The sequence below is a fragment of the Clostridium sp. D5 genome, assembly GCF_000190355.1.
In the GTDB taxonomy this organism is placed as follows: domain Bacteria; phylum Bacillota; class Clostridia; order Lachnospirales; family Lachnospiraceae; genus Faecalicatena; species Faecalicatena fissicatena_A.
Genome location: NZ_GL870816.1, coordinates 186,297 through 201,606, shown reverse-complemented (window position 1 = coordinate 201,606; position 15,310 = coordinate 186,297). Strand labels below are relative to the sequence as shown.

The 15,310-nt window shown below is 44.6% G+C and carries 13 protein-coding genes and 1 pseudogene; 2 read left to right on the top strand and 12 right to left on the bottom strand.

Annotation, left to right across the window (positions count from 1 at the left end):
• Positions 1–117 precede the first annotated feature (117 nt).
• The 8 genes from HMPREF0240_RS17230 to HMPREF0240_RS17195 all read right to left on the bottom strand — a co-directional run bounded on the left by HMPREF0240_RS17230 (position 118) and on the right by HMPREF0240_RS17195 (position 8,495).
• Positions 118–918 carry an acyltransferase domain-containing protein gene (locus HMPREF0240_RS17230; RefSeq protein ID WP_009004697.1) on the bottom strand — a complete coding sequence of 267 codons (801 nt, stop codon included), beginning with the start codon at positions 916–918 and terminating at the stop codon, positions 118–120.
• Entirely contained in the window at positions 915–2,708 is a 1,794-nt protein-coding gene (locus HMPREF0240_RS17225) for a sensor histidine kinase (RefSeq protein ID WP_083806303.1), read from the bottom strand. Before HMPREF0240_RS17225 ends, HMPREF0240_RS17230 begins: the two co-directional genes overlap by 4 nt.
• Complete coding sequence (locus tag HMPREF0240_RS17220; protein WP_009004695.1) at positions 2,674–3,933, bottom strand: extracellular solute-binding protein; 1,260 nt, start codon at positions 3,931–3,933, stop codon at positions 2,674–2,676. The genes HMPREF0240_RS17225 and HMPREF0240_RS17220 overlap by 35 nt, the downstream gene beginning before the upstream one ends.
• Positions 3,930–5,195, bottom strand: a complete 1,266-nt coding sequence (locus HMPREF0240_RS17215) for a Gfo/Idh/MocA family oxidoreductase (protein WP_035313945.1) — start codon at positions 5,193–5,195, stop codon at positions 3,930–3,932. Before HMPREF0240_RS17215 ends, HMPREF0240_RS17220 begins: the two co-directional genes overlap by 4 nt.
• Before the next feature lie 261 nt (positions 5,196–5,456).
• Positions 5,457–6,068 (bottom strand): DUF1349 domain-containing protein, encoded by a 612-nt coding sequence (locus tag HMPREF0240_RS17210; RefSeq protein WP_009004692.1) that lies wholly within the window; start codon positions 6,066–6,068, stop codon positions 5,457–5,459.
• Between the two features lie 16 nt (positions 6,069–6,084).
• Positions 6,085–6,960, bottom strand: a complete 876-nt coding sequence (locus HMPREF0240_RS17205) for a PHP domain-containing protein (protein ID WP_009004691.1) — start codon at positions 6,958–6,960, stop codon at positions 6,085–6,087.
• The gene (locus HMPREF0240_RS17200; RefSeq protein ID WP_009004690.1) at positions 6,957–7,550 is read right to left on the bottom strand and encodes a sugar O-acetyltransferase; all 594 of its coding nucleotides are present in this window, start codon (positions 7,548–7,550) and stop codon (positions 6,957–6,959) included. The genes HMPREF0240_RS17205 and HMPREF0240_RS17200 overlap by 4 nt, the downstream gene beginning before the upstream one ends.
• Positions 7,551–7,715: 165 nt before the next feature.
• Positions 7,716–8,495: a DeoR/GlpR family DNA-binding transcription regulator gene (locus HMPREF0240_RS17195; RefSeq protein ID WP_009004689.1), complete on the bottom strand. Its 780-nt coding sequence runs from the start codon at positions 8,493–8,495 to the stop codon at positions 7,716–7,718.
• A gap of 427 nt (positions 8,496–8,922) precedes the next feature.
• Here HMPREF0240_RS17195 and HMPREF0240_RS17190 point away from each other — a divergent pair, with 427 nt between their 5' ends.
• On the top strand, positions 8,923–9,735 hold the full coding sequence (locus HMPREF0240_RS17190) for a GntR family transcriptional regulator (RefSeq protein ID WP_009004688.1): 813 nt from the start codon (positions 8,923–8,925) through the stop codon (positions 9,733–9,735).
• A 124-nt stretch (positions 9,736–9,859) separates the two neighbouring features.
• On the opposite strand, the gene HMPREF0240_RS17185 is transcribed toward HMPREF0240_RS17190, so the two are convergent.
• The 4 genes from HMPREF0240_RS17185 to yfcE form a co-directional block, all read right to left on the bottom strand.
• On the bottom strand, positions 9,860–10,774 hold the full coding sequence (locus tag HMPREF0240_RS17185; protein ID WP_009004687.1) for a glycyl-radical enzyme activating protein: 915 nt from the start codon (positions 10,772–10,774) through the stop codon (positions 9,860–9,862).
• A 13-nt stretch (positions 10,775–10,787) separates the two neighbouring features.
• Positions 10,788–13,196, bottom strand: coding sequence for a formate C-acetyltransferase/glycerol dehydratase family glycyl radical enzyme (locus tag HMPREF0240_RS17180; RefSeq protein WP_009004686.1), 2,409 nt, complete (start codon positions 13,194–13,196; stop codon positions 10,788–10,790).
• 299 nt (positions 13,197–13,495) lie between these two features.
• Positions 13,496–14,461, bottom strand: a complete 966-nt coding sequence (locus HMPREF0240_RS17175; protein ID WP_009004685.1) for an NYN domain-containing protein — start codon at positions 14,459–14,461, stop codon at positions 13,496–13,498.
• A complete protein-coding gene (gene yfcE, locus HMPREF0240_RS17170; RefSeq protein ID WP_035313944.1) occupies positions 14,437–14,991 on the bottom strand; it encodes a phosphodiesterase in 555 nt (184 codons plus the stop codon). The genes HMPREF0240_RS17175 and yfcE overlap by 25 nt, the downstream gene beginning before the upstream one ends.
• Before the next feature lie 173 nt (positions 14,992–15,164).
• On the opposite strand from yfcE, the pseudogene HMPREF0240_RS25070 reads away from it, so the two are divergent.
• Positions 15,165–15,310: pseudogene (locus HMPREF0240_RS25070) on the top strand (ISNCY family transposase); the annotation flags it as partial.

Here is a 15,310-nt window from a genome sequence, read left to right as displayed (position 1 = left end):
CATATTAGAATAAACTTTTTTTCTCTTTTCTTTCACTTTTTTACCTGGGACCACAAAATGGCACTGATTTTTTAAAATCAGTGCCATTCCCCATAACTTTTTCTACTCATCTGCAATTTATTTCAGTAATCCACAGCCATTCCCCAGAGCTTTTCCTTCCAGGAGGTATTGTCTCGCTTTTTGCTGAAGCGTGGTATTCTCCTGATATTCCGTGATCCTCTCCGCAATCCATCCAAAAATTCTCTTTTCTGCTTCTCTCTCCAGAAAGTCGGTTTTTATTAATTGAAATCTGCTCTGAAAACGAATGATATTGGATTCAGCTGCAAGAATTTCGTTCAGCCCCGGATACAGCATCCAGGAATGACAAATATATTTTCGTTCCGTTCCAAACCATTGATACGCCTTTTCTATTGACTCCTCACATGCCATCTTATCCAGCGGCCCGCCCTCCGGAATATGGATATAAATGATCTCCTCCCCCGGTTCAATACGGATTCCATGGCCGCTTATTTCCTGTTCTGCCTTTGCTGTTTCATATTCCAGCCTTCCCAGTCTGAAGACCTTCATTTCGAACAGCCGCCAGAACCATCCGTACTCCGCAATCCCATATATTCCGGTGTCTCGGAAACAGCTCCCGCACCACAGACGAATATCCTGAAAGGTGTCCCAGAAAATCTGCTCTTCTATCCCTCTTTTTTGATACTCCTCATATGTATCACAGGCCAGCCGGCAGTACAAAAACAGAAACATTTTCTCCGGCTCCGGCTCTTTTAATATCTGCTGATAAAACAATTGGTGTTCCTTTTGATAAAGCTGTTTTAGATTCTGGTACCGTTCTTCCGGAATTATGATACTCTCTACAGATTCCGCCGCCTCCTTTGGAAGTTTCAGAACATGGCAAAAATCCATAATTTTCATTCTTTTTCCTCCTTCCGGTCAAATGGTATACATATCGTAACTGTTGTTCCATTTCCCTCTTCAGAAAAAATTGTAATTCCAAATTCTTTTCCAAACATAAGTTTTATAATATTATTAACATTATTCAGTCCTACCCGGTTATGGTGCTGACTAACTGGCTCCTCTTTTAAGGGAAGATTTACTTCACCTGTTGTATTAAATCCCACGCCATTATCTATCACTCTTATCATAATATTTCCGGAATCTTCAAAAATCCGAATTTGAACATTTCCTGCTCCCATCTTCGGTTCAATTCCATGTACCACAGCATTTTCGGCCACCATCTGTATACAAAGCTTTGGTATATAATACTCCAGAAGCCTCTCCTCGGCATCAATGGAATAGGACAACCGTTCACCGTATCTGAACTTCTGTATCTCCAGATAATATTTTGCATACTCCAGTTCCTGTTTAATCTTAACCTTCTCCGTATCGCTCCTGTATATTCTGGATTGGATCAGCTGGGAAAAAGTTGAGATATGTCTGCTGATCTGTTCATTTCCATCAATTTTAGCCTGTAAAGAAATTGCATTCAAAACATTAAACATAAAATGTGGATTCATCTGCGACTGAAGAAACTTCAGCTCCATTTCTTTTTCCAGTATCTGCTTTTGATACACTTCGTTTATCAGGTAATTAATTTCTGTTGTCATCTGGTTAAATCCTTTGCTGATTTCATGGAACTCTTTATTATCATAATCCGGAAGCTTTGTCTCGAAGTCGCCTCCCTGCACCTGTTTTAGCTTTTCCCGCACCTCTTCAATCGGCCTGGTCATCTTATATGTAAAAATACCAAAGCTTATCAGCCCCGCTGCCAGAATCGTCAGTATCCCTATGACATAAATATCAATAGAATCATATAATATCCGAATAGCATAATCTTCCGGAATTCCCAGCGATACACTTACCCCTAGACAGAGATCCTGATTGTAGAGCCGGTACTCTTTGCCTTCTATACTCGCAGTAACCGGTTCTGAATGTCCCATATTCTTCAGCACTTCATTTGGTACTTCTATATCCCCCGCTGATTTTTGAATAATTACACTGTCTTCTGCACGGATCATCCAGAATGCGTTCTCATAGTAATCAACATCCTTCATAATATTTTTTAATGACTCCAGATTGATTTCAAAAATCACTTCACCCTGTTCTTCCATCTGTTCATCCAATACCGGGCAGGCCAGATACAGACAGTTATCCGATTTATAATAATAATTAGAAAATCCTTTTTTATTATTTCTTGTTTCCCGATAAACACTTCTTACATTTTGAATCACCCGATTGGCTTCATCAATCTCCGAGGACAGCAGGGCATAATAGAAATCAGAAATGACTTCCCCGTTCTGAGTGAATAAATATACCTTTTCCACAGTTGGTTCTCCGTCTTTCCCTTTGTTCTGTGAGCTGTTAATGTTTACCAGTTCCATAAATTGTTCCGTTATCTGCTCTTTTTCAAACGTATCCGCGCCATTTTCAAGATAAGACATTACATCCTGTGAAGAACGTATTTTTGAGATCGTATCTTTTACATATTCCACCCTGATTTCCAGATTATTACTTACTTCTGTCAGGAAAAAATCCAGATCATTATTTATGTATTTTCCGATTAAAAAGTTGATCGACATGACAAATAAAAAGCCATAAAGTATAAAGCTAATCATTGTAATCGATATATTCATTCCCAGCATTCTCATACGAAGTGAATGCCGTTTCTTATCATTCCTGCGCATCTTCACTCTTCCATAATTCATGATTCAGGTATCCTATTATTGTGTTTATCTGCTCATCTTTCCATACGGACCTTATTGTCGCTATCTGAATATCTGCACGATATGCGGTATCAATGGCTTCCCCCAATAACGGCGAGGATGCCATAATTTCCTGTTTGTCTATATTAGGATTGGAGGGGGCCTGTCCTGTTTCTACTGCAATTTTTTTCTGCACATCATCACTTAACATATATTTCAAAAAACGTATGCTGGCCTCCGCTTTTCTTGCATCTTCTTGTTTCGCTAATACATATCCGGCGGATGCAGAAACGTAACTCAGGCTTTTCCCGCTGTCTGTGGGATAATTGGCGTAATGAAACTGCTCCTGTACAGGGCTTTCTTCCAATGCTTCCGCTTCCCAGACTCCATTAAAATAAATGACGCTTTTACCATCTATAAAGCATTGTCTTGAATTTTCCACATTTGGAGCCTTAATGGAATATTTCCCCATTCGTCTTATATCTTCCAGTGTTTTCTGCAGCATCTCATCACTCAGGTCTGCTCCCGATCCTCTCGCCGCAGCAAGTCCTTCTTCACCTTCTCCGGCCATTCTTGCCATGAATAAAAATTCAATAACCAGCGCTTCATCTAATGTAAATATGGAAACATCGCTGCCGGTCTCCTGAATCCATTTCTGGACCGTCTCTGTCATTTCAAAAAATTCTGTCCATGTACGGGGCACCCTGGCTTCCCCGGTTTCATCCACAAACCCTGCATTTTTCAAATATTCTTCATTAAACCAGTATCCGGCTACTTCAAGAACATCTGGTATGGTATATAAATGTCCTTCTTCTGTCTCCCACGTTTCGAAAACAGATGGGTGGATTTCACTTTTCCACTTGGGATCTTCTTCTATATATGGCATCAAATCCATGACCCGGCCGCACTTAACCGCGTTATCTATGTAATAGGATGCGCCATTTGTACACAAAATGTCAGGAACTTCCCCTACGGCCAGCATATCGTTTGCCTCTTTTACTGCTATATTATTATTTGCGTAAGGAACGCTTTTCAATATAATATCTGGATTTTCTTTAGAAAAGTCACGATATATTTCCTGCATTACTTTTCCATTTTTTAATGTGCCGCCCCAGCCATGCATCAAAGTAATCTCTATCGGCTCTTCCGTTTCTTCCTTCTGGCATCCTGACAGCAGAAACATGATACCCGCTATTGTAACAACAAATATGCTTAGCTTTCTTTTCATTTATAATCCCCTGTGTAAGTTTGAAATTCTATCACTTTACGGCTAATCCGAGATTCTTCTGCCGCTAATGCCAGAAGATGGCTTTCTAATGATATAGAAGCATCTGTGCTGCTGCGCCCCGCCCCATCGTTTGCTATCAGATGCACAAAATCCTTCATCATCAGAGTATCGCTGCCGCTGTGTCCGCCTTCCGGAGTATGAATCCGTATGATTTCTTCGTCTCCTGATACAAAATCATGGTATTCTATTATTCCAAGATCCATATTCCCTTTGATCTGCCCTTTTGTTCCCATCAGGTTGATTTCCCTGGAACATTTTTCAGTAAATGCAGTCATTGTAAATGATACCTTTATCCCATTTATAAACTCCATGTTTACAATCTGATTGTCTGAAACCGTATTGTCGCAATGGTAAACGCATCTGCCATAAGGGCCCTGTTCCAAAGCCGCCATTACCGGTTTTGGCATGATATCTTCGCTCACCGCATATATCAGCTTATCCTCTTTTGCTTTTGGATGTTCCAGATAAAACTTTGGTGCATAATAGGGGCATTCATCTCTGTGAGTGCAGCCATCCATGCAATACAAAGGTGCATCTTCAGGGGCATTCTCCTCTGTAAAATGTCCTAACCCGCCGAACGACTGAAGTCTTTTGCAGGTACTTCCTGTGAGCCATAGCAGAATATCCATATCATGACAGCATTTCGCCAGTATAATCGGACATGCGCTTTTCTCATTCCTCCAGTTTCCCCGGACAAAACTATGGGCAAAATGCCAGTAACCTATATTTTCGATGTGCTGGATTGTCATTACCCTTCCAATGCTTCCGGTCTCCACCATTTTTTTCAGTTTGATAAAAAACGGCGAGTACCGCAGCACATGGCAGATTGATAATACCCTGCCATATCTCTCTGCCGCTTTTGACATCTGTACCATTTCGTCTTTGTCTGCCGCCATTGGTTTTTCACAAAGCACATGATATCCGCGCTCTAATGCCATCATAACCGGCTCAAAGTGCATCCGGTCCTGTGTACATACCAGCACGCAGTCCGCAAACTTTTCTCTTTGCAGCACTTCTTTATAATCCTCAAATTGGTATTCGTCCGGTATGCCATGCTTTTCCGAGAAACTTGTTCTTCTGGTATCGTCGGGTTCTGCCACTGCAACAACTTCAAATTCTGAAGGGTAATTTAATGCATATTCCGCATACGCCTCACTCCCTCTCAATCCTGCTCCTATTAATATTGCTTTGACTTTTTTCATTTTCATCCCCCATTTTGTACTTGTTATAGTTAATTTATTATAGCATTTCGGTCAAAGCATTTATATATCGTATATTTTACTGTTTTTTCCTGAGTGCAAAAATTTGAAAAGTCTCAAAGGGGTCAGACCCCTTTGAGACTCATTGTCAGACAATTCTGAAATTTTAATGCATAATATAATGCCCAGTCCTGGTCATTCGCCCAGGGATCGTAGTAATGCCCTTTTCTGCCATTCACGTTTTCCGGGTAGACCATGGAGGCTTCATAAAACAGGCGGATCCTCATGCTGTGCTTTATCGGTTCCAGTCCTGATCCACCGGGTAAACACTGCCCGAAAATCTTTCCGGATCGGCGCACACACCAGCGGCCCTGCCTTCATCCCTTCCTCATAAGGAAAGCGTGCAAGCCGCATGGTCATCCATCTGCTGTCCTCGGTACGCACCCTGATCAGAACCGCATCTTCAAACGGTGACACGCGGAATGTCACATGTTTTCCGTCCCAGGATGGCACCGGAAAGTTGGAACAGTCGGAATACTCATCTGTTACTACGATCGAGATATTCGGCTCATTGTCTATGACTTCGATTGTCATCTTGATCCAGTGTACATCATCATACCAAAGCATCATCCCTGCCTGATCATATAACTCTCTGAAATCTTCCAGCAGAAATGTGACCTCCATCGCTTCGGTCCGTTTCAGATCAGTAAGCAGTGCATGTCCGTCCCTGTGCTTGAATCCATAGAGTGTCTTTTCCCAGTAGTCGCTTTCATGCACCGCTGTTACGCTCAACTGTCCGCCTTCTGTCTTTATCCTGGCAGGCTGATTCGTCCACACGCCTGCTTCCCACGGAATATCCTGATATAATGCATTCATTTTCTGTCTCCTCCTTTCACATTGCTTCCATAAGTTCTTTGTATATTTTGTCCTCCAGACCTCTTACATCCATACTACCCAGATGAATGGACGGCTTTGTTTTTCCGTGAAAATCGCTTCCGGCGGTAAGCAGCAGCTGTCGTTTCAGCGCCCAGTCCAGATAAAAGTCCACCTGCTCTTTTGTATGGTAGCTGCTGAACACTTCCAGCCCCTTGACCCCTGCTTTGAATATATCCTGCAAAAGTGCCTCGTCTTCCTTTGTGTTATTGCCCGGATGTGCCAAAATAGGCACTCCACCTGATTCTGTGATTATTTCTACCGCCTTGTCCAGAGAAATAAATTCCACCGGTGCGTATGCACATTTTCCCTGCGAGCACCAGTCCCAGTAAAAATTGACGTAGGGATTGTCGCTCCTTTTGCCTCCCGGCAGATAATCTTTCAGCAGCCCGTGATTCTCCTCGTTCTGCAGCGCGGCCTCCGCAATCACCTCCCCGGTGACCACCCCGTCATGTGCAAGCTCATAAACGAGATCATGATCCACAATTAACCCCGCCGCCTCTGCCAGTCCCAGCCTTTCCTTTGAACTCACCTGCTCCTGGTCGAACAGATTCTGTTCCACCTTGCCATACTCCGGGTAGTCCGGATCAATGCCATAACCAAGAACATGCAGCTCCTTCCCCCGTATGAAGCAGTCCAGTTCTACTGCGGGAATCAGCTCCAGGCCATTCTCGCCTGCCCTGGCTAAAGCCCTTTTCACTGCTCTGGTGCTGTTATGATCTGCAATTGCTGCGGTTTTCAGCCCCGCCTCCCTGCACATGTCCATCAGTTTCTCCGGTTCAAATTCCCCGTCATCGCTGATGACGGAATGCATATGTAAGTCCAGCCAGCTCATTGTACACTCCTCCTCTCTCTTTCCATCTCCTCCTCTGTGATCTCTCTCAATACTTTACAGGGATTCCCCACAGCCGCCACGCCTGCAGGAATATCCTTTGTCACGACACTGCCCGCGCCAATGATGACATTGTCACCGATGGTCACTCCCGGCAGTACTGTCACATTTCCGCCAATCCATACATTATTTCCGATGGTGATGGGCTTTGCATACTCCAGCCCCCGGTTCCGCAGATCCGGACTGTATGGATGTCCCGCGGTGTAGAATCCACAGTTCGGTGCAATGAACACGTTATCTCCGAATGTGACTTTGGCCGCATCCAGTATTACGCATCCGTAGTTTGCATAAAAGTTTTCGCCGATCTCTATATTGTACCCATAATCGCACCTGAAGGGCTGCTCGATTAAGAAAGTGCTTCCGGTTTTTCCCAGAATCTCTTTCATGATGTGCAGCCGATTTTCCTGATCCGAAGGCCGGCACGAATTAAACAGCCAGCACTTGTCCTTGCATTTATTTCGCTCCGCCTCCAGCTCCGGGTTGTAATTGGCATCGTAAAGCAGGCCTGCCTGGCATTTTTCCTTTTCACTCATTTGCTTTATATCCATGTTTGCTCCCTTCTTTCTCTGATTCATTTCTTGTGGCCCAATGCATCGTATTATAAGTAACTGACTATTAAACCGGGATAAATCTGCTGTTTCCCTTTCTCCAGACATCCGGCCAGAATGAATCTGCCGCCTGCCCCTGTATATTACTCCTCAAATCTGTCCCTCCTGCCAGATGACCGGATAGCCCCGGGATATCGCTTCTTCCTGAAATTCCGGGGCCAGATCCCGGTCGGTAATAACAGCCGTAACCTGGTCAATATGGTAGATATGGGATAGATATGTACGCCCGAATTTACTGCTGTCTGCCAGCACGTATGTCTCCTTTGCGCTTTTTCGCATGGCCTGTTTGATCTCCATCTGAGGATATCCTATTCCCGTAATTCCTTCTGTAAAATCAACACCGTTGACTCCGATAAATGCTTTGTCTGCGCTGCACCGGGCGATCTGTTCAAGCGCCTCCTGCCCCACAGTGGCAGACAGGTTGCCGGCCGCATCACCACCGATGATTTTCAGGGTGACATGTTTCGTCTGCATCAGTTCCAGTGCCAGAAGCAGACTGTTTGTGATGATCTTTATCTGCTTCTTTTCATTTCTCTTGATTTCTTTTGCAAGATACAGACAGGTAGTTGCATCGTCTAAAAAGATGGTATCCTGTTCCTTTATGATACGGTACGCCTGCCTTGCTATGTATATTTTATTATGCAGATTGCTGTACAGCAAGTCTTTTACATTATCTGTCACAAAATTCTTTCCTATTTTAACGGCGCCGCCATGGGTTCTTTTCAGCAGCCCTTCCTCCGCCATCTCGTTCAAATCTCTCCGGATGGTCATCTCGGTACAGTCAAACGTCCTGCTCAATGTACTGACTCTTACATAATCGTTCTGGTCCAGCTCTTTTAAAATTGCTTTTCTGCGGTCCTGTGTATGCATTTTCTGCTCAGCTCCCTTTATATCTGCCTTTTCAACTTCTTTTTCTATGGATATTGCCTTTTGGAATTATATATGATAATATATTTGTATCATACATTTGATACATTATTATTGTATCACATCCACTCATCATAATCCAGTAGTTTTCGCCCTTCCATTAACTGGTAAAAGACATTTGAATATCATATATATTTATGATACTATTGAAGCAAATCAAAGCCCCCAGTAAGCTGCCGGGCATCAGATTTGCAGTGCAACGGACTGCCGGGTATTTCCCCCCGCAGGCAGTCACCAAATGTACATGCAGGCATGTCCACTTGGCTCGTTGCCTTCGCGAGAATAAAACAGCCAAATCCGCTATAATTACTGCGTTTTCTCTACTTTAATCCGGGCGGAAATTTTTATTTTAGAGAAAGGAACTATACAATTGGACATTGATTATTTTAAAGAAACATTTCAGTTTTCACCAGAGAGTGATTCTCCTCTTTATGAGCAGCTTGCCTCATATATTAAGATACAAATCCAGGCAGGTGTCCTTAAGCCCGGAGATCAGATGATTACGGAGACTAATCTCTGCAAGATATTGAATATCAGCCGTACTACTGTCCGCCAGTGCATGGACAGGCTGGTGGATGAGGGGCTGCTTGTCCGCTACAGAGGGCGGGGCTCCTTTATCGCTGATCCTAAGATGAAGAGAAACATCAATTATCTTTACAATTTTACAGAAAATATGCGGGAACTGGGGGCGGTGCCCACCTCTGTTGTCCTGAAAAGTGAGGTTGTGGAGGCCGATCAGTTTATCCGTGACCAGTTAAAGCTCCCTCCGACTCAGACTAAGGTGTTCAAACTTTACCGCCTGCGCTGCGCGAATCATGAACCCATCCTGTTTGAGAAAGCATTTATCCCTTATTATCTGTGCGAACGGATTGAATTTTTCGACTTCTCTTCGGTCTCTTTATATAATGTGCTGAGCGAGCGCTATGCACTGAACCTTTACCGTGCAACGGAGACGATTGAAGCCATTATTATCAATAAAGATGAGGCGGAACTGCTGAAATGTACCTCCAAGGTGCCGGGCTATAAGATTCAGCGTATCTCGTATCTGGATTCTGGATTTGTTTTCGAGTTCACGACCTCTATTACGAGGGCCGATAAGTGTGTATTCCAGCTGGAACTGTACCGGAATACATCTGCAAGCAAAAGCCCGATTGATATCCGGCGGCAGGTGACACTGTCATAGCAATCGCTTTGCCTGATACCACCTTTTGGGTATGCACTCGCTGTATTATGGACGGACGGATACCTTGCTGACACAGATCCCCCATATATCTGGAATTCTTCAGGTATATGGGGGATCTTTTTTCTCAGTGAACAGCCATATTTTCCATTTTGGTAGACAGTCCAAAGCTGTGTATGATATCCCTGATTTTTTCTGTATATGCCTCTTCATGTGGCCTTACATCCTGCATGGAATATTCCAGCCCGCAGGAAATGTATTTTCCGCTTCCGTATTGGTGGAATGGAAGGATATCGTAATTGCGGATTCCATTTTTCTGGAGAGCCTCAATCATGTCGAGTATATCCTGTTCGCTGTCATTTACGCCCGGTACCAGTGGAGTTCTTACAAAAATACCTTTTGTCTGTCCAGCAAGCCACTCAAGATTCCCAAGAATTCTATGATTGTCTGCCCCTGTCCAGTTTTTGTGAATCTGGCTGTCCACAGATTTGAGATCATATAGAAACAGCTCCGTATAAGGCAGCACTTTTTTCAGGTTTTCTTTTGGGACGCATCCGGTGGTCTCCACGGCCGTATGGATCCCATGCTCCCGGCACAGTTTCAGCAGTGCTACCGCAAAGTCTGCCTGTAAAAGCGGCTCGCCCCCGGACAGGGTAACCCCTCCTCCACTTCTTTTGTAAAATTCCTCGTCCTTTACGGCTTCCGTAAATGCCTCTTTGGGTGTCATCCAGTTTCCTTTTACTGTGAGGGCTTTTGTGGGACATGCCTTCACCCAGCCCAGGTTCTTATTATTTATACACCTGTCCCAGTGAATCTGCAGTCCGTTTTCTGCCGTGATTTCTTCGTCGGGACAGTTTTTTACGCAGTTCAGGCAGCCAATGCATCTGGATGGGGCATAAAATAACTGTGGGTATTCCTGCCAGGACTCCGGATTGGAACACCACCGGCAGCGCAGCGGGCATCCTTTTAGAAAAACAACCGTACGGATTCCCGGCCCGTCATGGATACTGTATCTCTGAATATCGAATATATTTCCCTGCATTTTCTTTCCCCCTCTACACGCACTGCATTGTCCTGCTGATAATTTCATCCTGTATGTCTTTATCCAGTTCCACAAAGAATGCACTGTAACCTGCCACGCGCACAACAAGATTCCTGTGACGCCCGGGATTCTTCTGTGCATCTTTGAGCTTCTCGGGGGTCAGGATGTTAAACTGAATGTGCATGCCGCCCATGGAAAAATATGTCCGGATGAGGTCGATGAGTTTTTGCCTTTCTTCCTTTGTTCTCAGGATCGTGGGCATGAATTTCATATTAAAATTCACTCCGTTTATTGCACTCTCGTGATCTACTCTGGCAACAGACTTGACCGCAGCGGTAGGACCGCAGATATCCATCCCGTGTTTCGGAGAAATGCCTCCGTCTCCCAGCGGTGTTCCGGCTTCCCGGCCGCTTGGAAGGGCACAGACCTGCCTGCCCAGCGGTGTATTGGAGGAAAGACAGAACAGCCCCGGCCTGTAGACTGCTCCATAAGGTGAGCGATGGCCTTTTACGCTTTCGCAATACTGTTTTCCCACATACGCTGTCATTTCGTCTGTTTCGGGGATATCATTCCCATATTTGGGAATCTGATTGATGAGGCGGTATTTCAGGATTTCCTGGCCTTCAAAATTATTTTTCAGCGCATCCAGAAGCTGAGACGGGGTCATCTTCTTTTTATCAAATATAAGTTCTTTTATTGCTGTGAGGGAATCACCCACATCGGCAATTCCTACCCCCTGCACGCCTGCGTAATCATATTTTGCTCCCCCCTGTGTACAGTCTCTGCCTTTTTCCAGGCAGCCTTCCAGCAGCATGGAGCAGTAAATATGCTGTCCGTAACGGGCGTGAAGCAGTTCAATAGAATTGAGTGAACTTATCATCATGTCAACAAAATAGTTTACTTGGATTTCATATGCTTTCTTTACCTCTTCAAATGTCTTGAATTCCTCAAATTTCCCGGTTGCCGGTCCGAGCTGTTCCCCTGACATCTGGCATACACCATTAAATAAAGCCAGCTCCAGACATTTTGCAAGGTTAAAATAGCATGCGTTGGTCCTGCCCATGGTATTGCCCTGTCCGGTTGGTTCCACGCATCCTACGATCGCATAGTCTCTGGCGTCCTCCAGGCTTACCCCGTCCTTCATCAACCCCTCTGTGATTAAATCATCATTGAAAAACGGAAGTTTACCGCCTTCATTTTCCACGAGGATCTGCAGGACACGGTCCAGAAATTTATCAGGATTCTTTTGTGAAATGCGGATGCTGGTGTTGGGTTCGGAATTGAATACCGTCTGTTCTGCGTCCAGGCAGACATAGGTAAAATCGTTGACTGCATTTTCACCGTTCTGATCGACTCCGCCGAGCACTACATTAATGGTTGTGGCGAATCCGCCGTTATTTCTGGCACTCATGTAGGTTCCGGCCTTGATGATATCACTGCTCTTTACCCACAGCGCCTCCAGAAGCTCTCTCGCTTCCTCTTTTACCATTGTACCGTTTTCCAGATCATTTTTATAATAAGGGTAGAACATCTGATCCACACGCCCTCCGGATATTGCGGAACCGTTCTGGCCGCAGTAATCGATTAAAAGCGTAAACCAGTAGGACTGCAGCGCCTCATAATATGTCCTGGCGGGTTCGTACGGCACTCGTCTGCAGTTGGATGCAATCTGCAGAAGTTCCCGCTTTCTGCGCTGATTCTGTTCCTCTGCGGCCAGCTGTTCTGCCAGATCTGCATAGCGGTTCTGGAACATTTTGATGCCGCCGCAGACAATGAGGACTGCTTTGTAAAAATGTATCTTATCTGTAAACTCAGGATCCAAAATGTCCAGCTTCTCCAGATATTCTTTTGCCTCTGCTTCTACTTTGCAGAAACCATGGGTGATTATCTTTTGGATATCCGGAAGGTAATGGCCGTATCCGCTGCGCGCGCGGCTCAGGGGATTAAATACACGGTAGGGAGAGTCCAGCACTTTCATGATCCGCTCGTCAATATAGTGCCGGGAAAGGTCACCGATGGATTTATTTTCCCAGTACGGATATATTTCCGTCAGGAGAGCTTCCTTGTCTTCCTCCGTAATCTGCAGCGTGTCTACCTTCCTTGTCGGCATCCTGTCCAATTCTTCCTTGGTGAAACCTCCAAATTCAGGAAAGAGCGGGGCTGAACGGGGTTTTGATCCATGGTTCCCCACAATCAGCTCTTCATCGTCAATGAAAATTGTCATATTCTCCAGAAGGTCTTTCAGACCCGCAGCCCTGCGGATAATATAGGGCATCCCTTCTGTCCGCCGGTAGCTCTTCGTAATAAGCCGGGCACGTTCGATGCAGATCGCAGGCTTCACACTCCTCATGGCGTGATTCAGTTTCTCTGTTCTGTCCTCCCGGGATAAGCCGGGCGGGAGTAGTTTCTTATCTATACTCATAACTGTGCTCCTTTCTGGAATGGATGATAAAATACGGTGAAATCTTTACAAGATTATCTTAGCACAGGGGATGAGTAATACAATTGGGGGTGGCAGGGTTTTGGGAGTAATTTATTCGGAAACGAACATTTTAGAAAGATAATTTTCGATATGGGAATTTTGATGAGTATCGCAGGGGGGTCTCGCAGGGGGTCTGACCCCTTTGACATTGGGGTCAGTCCCCTTTGCAGAAGGGTCTGACCCCTTTGCAGAAAAGTCATTATAAAGTTTCTATATAAACTCTTTGAAAACTTGGCATTTTATCTGTTATCGATATGCACCGCCCAGTTCTGCTCTCCGTCATCCCGAATCTGAATACTCGGGAAGCTCTGAATATACTGCTTAAACTGAGAATATCCATAATCTCTTACTTTAAAATCGCCAAACCGGTTTCTGATTCTGTTCCCCAGTGTTCCTAATGATACGCCCTGGGCCCCGGCATTCTGCACAAGCATGATGATGTATTCTTCCAGCATTTCCTGCTTGCTCTTATCCTCATACAGCGTTACGGTTACCTGTGTGCCGTCCTGCTTCAGCTTCAGCTTTGGAAATGTTTCCAGGAATTTTGACAGCAGGCTGTATCCGTAACGCCGGACATCAAAATCGGGGTACAGTTTGACCAGACGGCTCCCGACCTCTCCTAATCCGGTCTCTTTATCATTATTCTGATTTTCAGTTATGATCTTCACGACCGCTTCTTCTATCTGATTCTTGGAAACGACATCCGTACTGCTCTTCTTACTGTCTTTTCCGGTGGCGTGAACTGTATTCTTTTCTTCCTTTTCGATCGTATTATCTTCCAGCAGCAGCTCCAGAACGGTAAATATGTCACACGCTTTTCTAAACGGAGCCGGAGTCTTATCCTCCCCCATGCCTATGACAGTCTTACCGCTCTCTCTGAGACGGCTGGCCAGCTTTGTAAAATCACTGTCGCTGGATACCAGGCAGAATCCTTCCAGCTCGCTTGTATACAGCATATCCATCGCATCAATTATCATCGCGGAATCAGTAGCATTTTTTCCATGCGTGTAACTGAACTGCTGAATCGGGGTAATCGAATTCTGCAGGAGTTCTTCTTTCCAGCTTGAATTATACGTGCTGGTCCAGTCTCCGTATATTCTCTTATAGGTTACATTTCCATACTTGGACAGCTCATCCAGTATCGGCTTTATATACTTTGCGGAAACATTGTCCGCATCAATCAGCAATGCATATTTGTCTTCCATATCCGGTACACCTCTCCATTCATATCTTTCCATTCAAATAAATTATTTTCATATATCATATAACTATGCACTGAATCCTCTTTTGGAATGGAAACAGAGCCCGGATTCATATAAATATATGTTTTCTTATCCTCGCAGGCAGGGACATGGGTATGTCCATTCATCAGAATGTCTCTCTTCTTAAGCATCGGGAGATGTTCCGGATTAAAATTATGCCCATGGGTCGCAAAAATCGTCTGCCCGTCCAGTTCCAGCAGGCAATATTCCGCCAAAATTGGAAACTCCAGAACCATTTGGTCCACCTCTGTGTCACAATTTCCCCTGACACAGAGCAGGTTCTCCCTGACAGGGTTCAGCATCGCGATTACCTGCTTCGGAGCGTATTCTTCTGGCAGGTCATTGCGCGGACCATGATACAGGATATCCCCCAAAAGCAGCAGCCTGTCCGCCTTTTCTCTTTCGTATGCCTCCAGCATCTGCCTGCAGTAAAGGGCAGAACCGTGAATATCTGATGCAATCATCAATCTCATGTTTGCAGCTCCTTTCAGTGTTTCTGCAAAGTAGGTAATTGCGAAACTCTACACCCCGCATAAATGCGGGAAATTATTTACTACAAAATAAAACAACTCCTCACTGGTTTATGGTAAAATTGAGATGTCGAATAACAATTAACCATATCCACCAGTAAAGGAGTTGTGCTTTTATGATACCACACAAACAGCTTTCTTTGGCAGATATTTTTATCGATTGCCAAAATAAATTTGATAACGACAAATATGCGTTCCTTGAAACCCTCTCACAAACCATTGACCTTGATGAAATTGTCCCGGTGTCTTTCATTACTCATTT

Excerpts from the sequence above, each read along its gene's own strand:
- HMPREF0240_RS17205 (WP_009004691.1), bottom strand. The coding sequence starts at position 6,960 with ATGAGCTGGCTGGACTTACATATGCATTCCGTCATCAGCGATGACGGG.
- HMPREF0240_RS17200 (WP_009004690.1), bottom strand. The coding sequence starts at position 7,550 with ATGAGTGAAAAGGAAAAATGCCAGGCAGGCCTGCTTTACGATGCCAAT.
- HMPREF0240_RS17210 (WP_009004692.1), bottom strand. The coding sequence starts at position 6,068 with ATGAATGCATTATATCAGGATATTCCGTGGGAAGCAGGCGTGTGGACG.
- HMPREF0240_RS17215 (WP_035313945.1), bottom strand. The coding sequence starts at position 5,195 with ATGAAAAAAGTCAAAGCAATATTAATAGGAGCAGGATTGAGAGGGAGT.
- HMPREF0240_RS17180 (WP_009004686.1), bottom strand. The coding sequence starts at position 13,196 with ATGAGTATAGATAAGAAACTACTCCCGCCCGGCTTATCCCGGGAGGAC.
- HMPREF0240_RS17175 (WP_009004685.1), bottom strand. The coding sequence starts at position 14,461 with ATGGAAGACAAATATGCATTGCTGATTGATGCGGACAATGTTTCCGCA.
- yfcE (WP_035313944.1), bottom strand. The coding sequence starts at position 14,991 with ATGAGATTGATGATTGCATCAGATATTCACGGTTCTGCCCTTTACTGC.
- HMPREF0240_RS17225 (WP_083806303.1), bottom strand. The coding sequence starts at position 2,708 with ATGAATTATGGAAGAGTGAAGATGCGCAGGAATGATAAGAAACGGCAT.
- HMPREF0240_RS17220 (WP_009004695.1), bottom strand. The coding sequence starts at position 3,933 with ATGAAAAGAAAGCTAAGCATATTTGTTGTTACAATAGCGGGTATCATG.
- HMPREF0240_RS17230 (WP_009004697.1), bottom strand. The coding sequence starts at position 918 with ATGAAAATTATGGATTTTTGCCATGTTCTGAAACTTCCAAAGGAGGCG.
- HMPREF0240_RS17185 (WP_009004687.1), bottom strand. The coding sequence starts at position 10,774 with ATGCAGGGAAATATATTCGATATTCAGAGATACAGTATCCATGACGGG.
- HMPREF0240_RS17195 (WP_009004689.1), bottom strand. The coding sequence starts at position 8,495 with ATGCATACACAGGACCGCAGAAAAGCAATTTTAAAAGAGCTGGACCAG.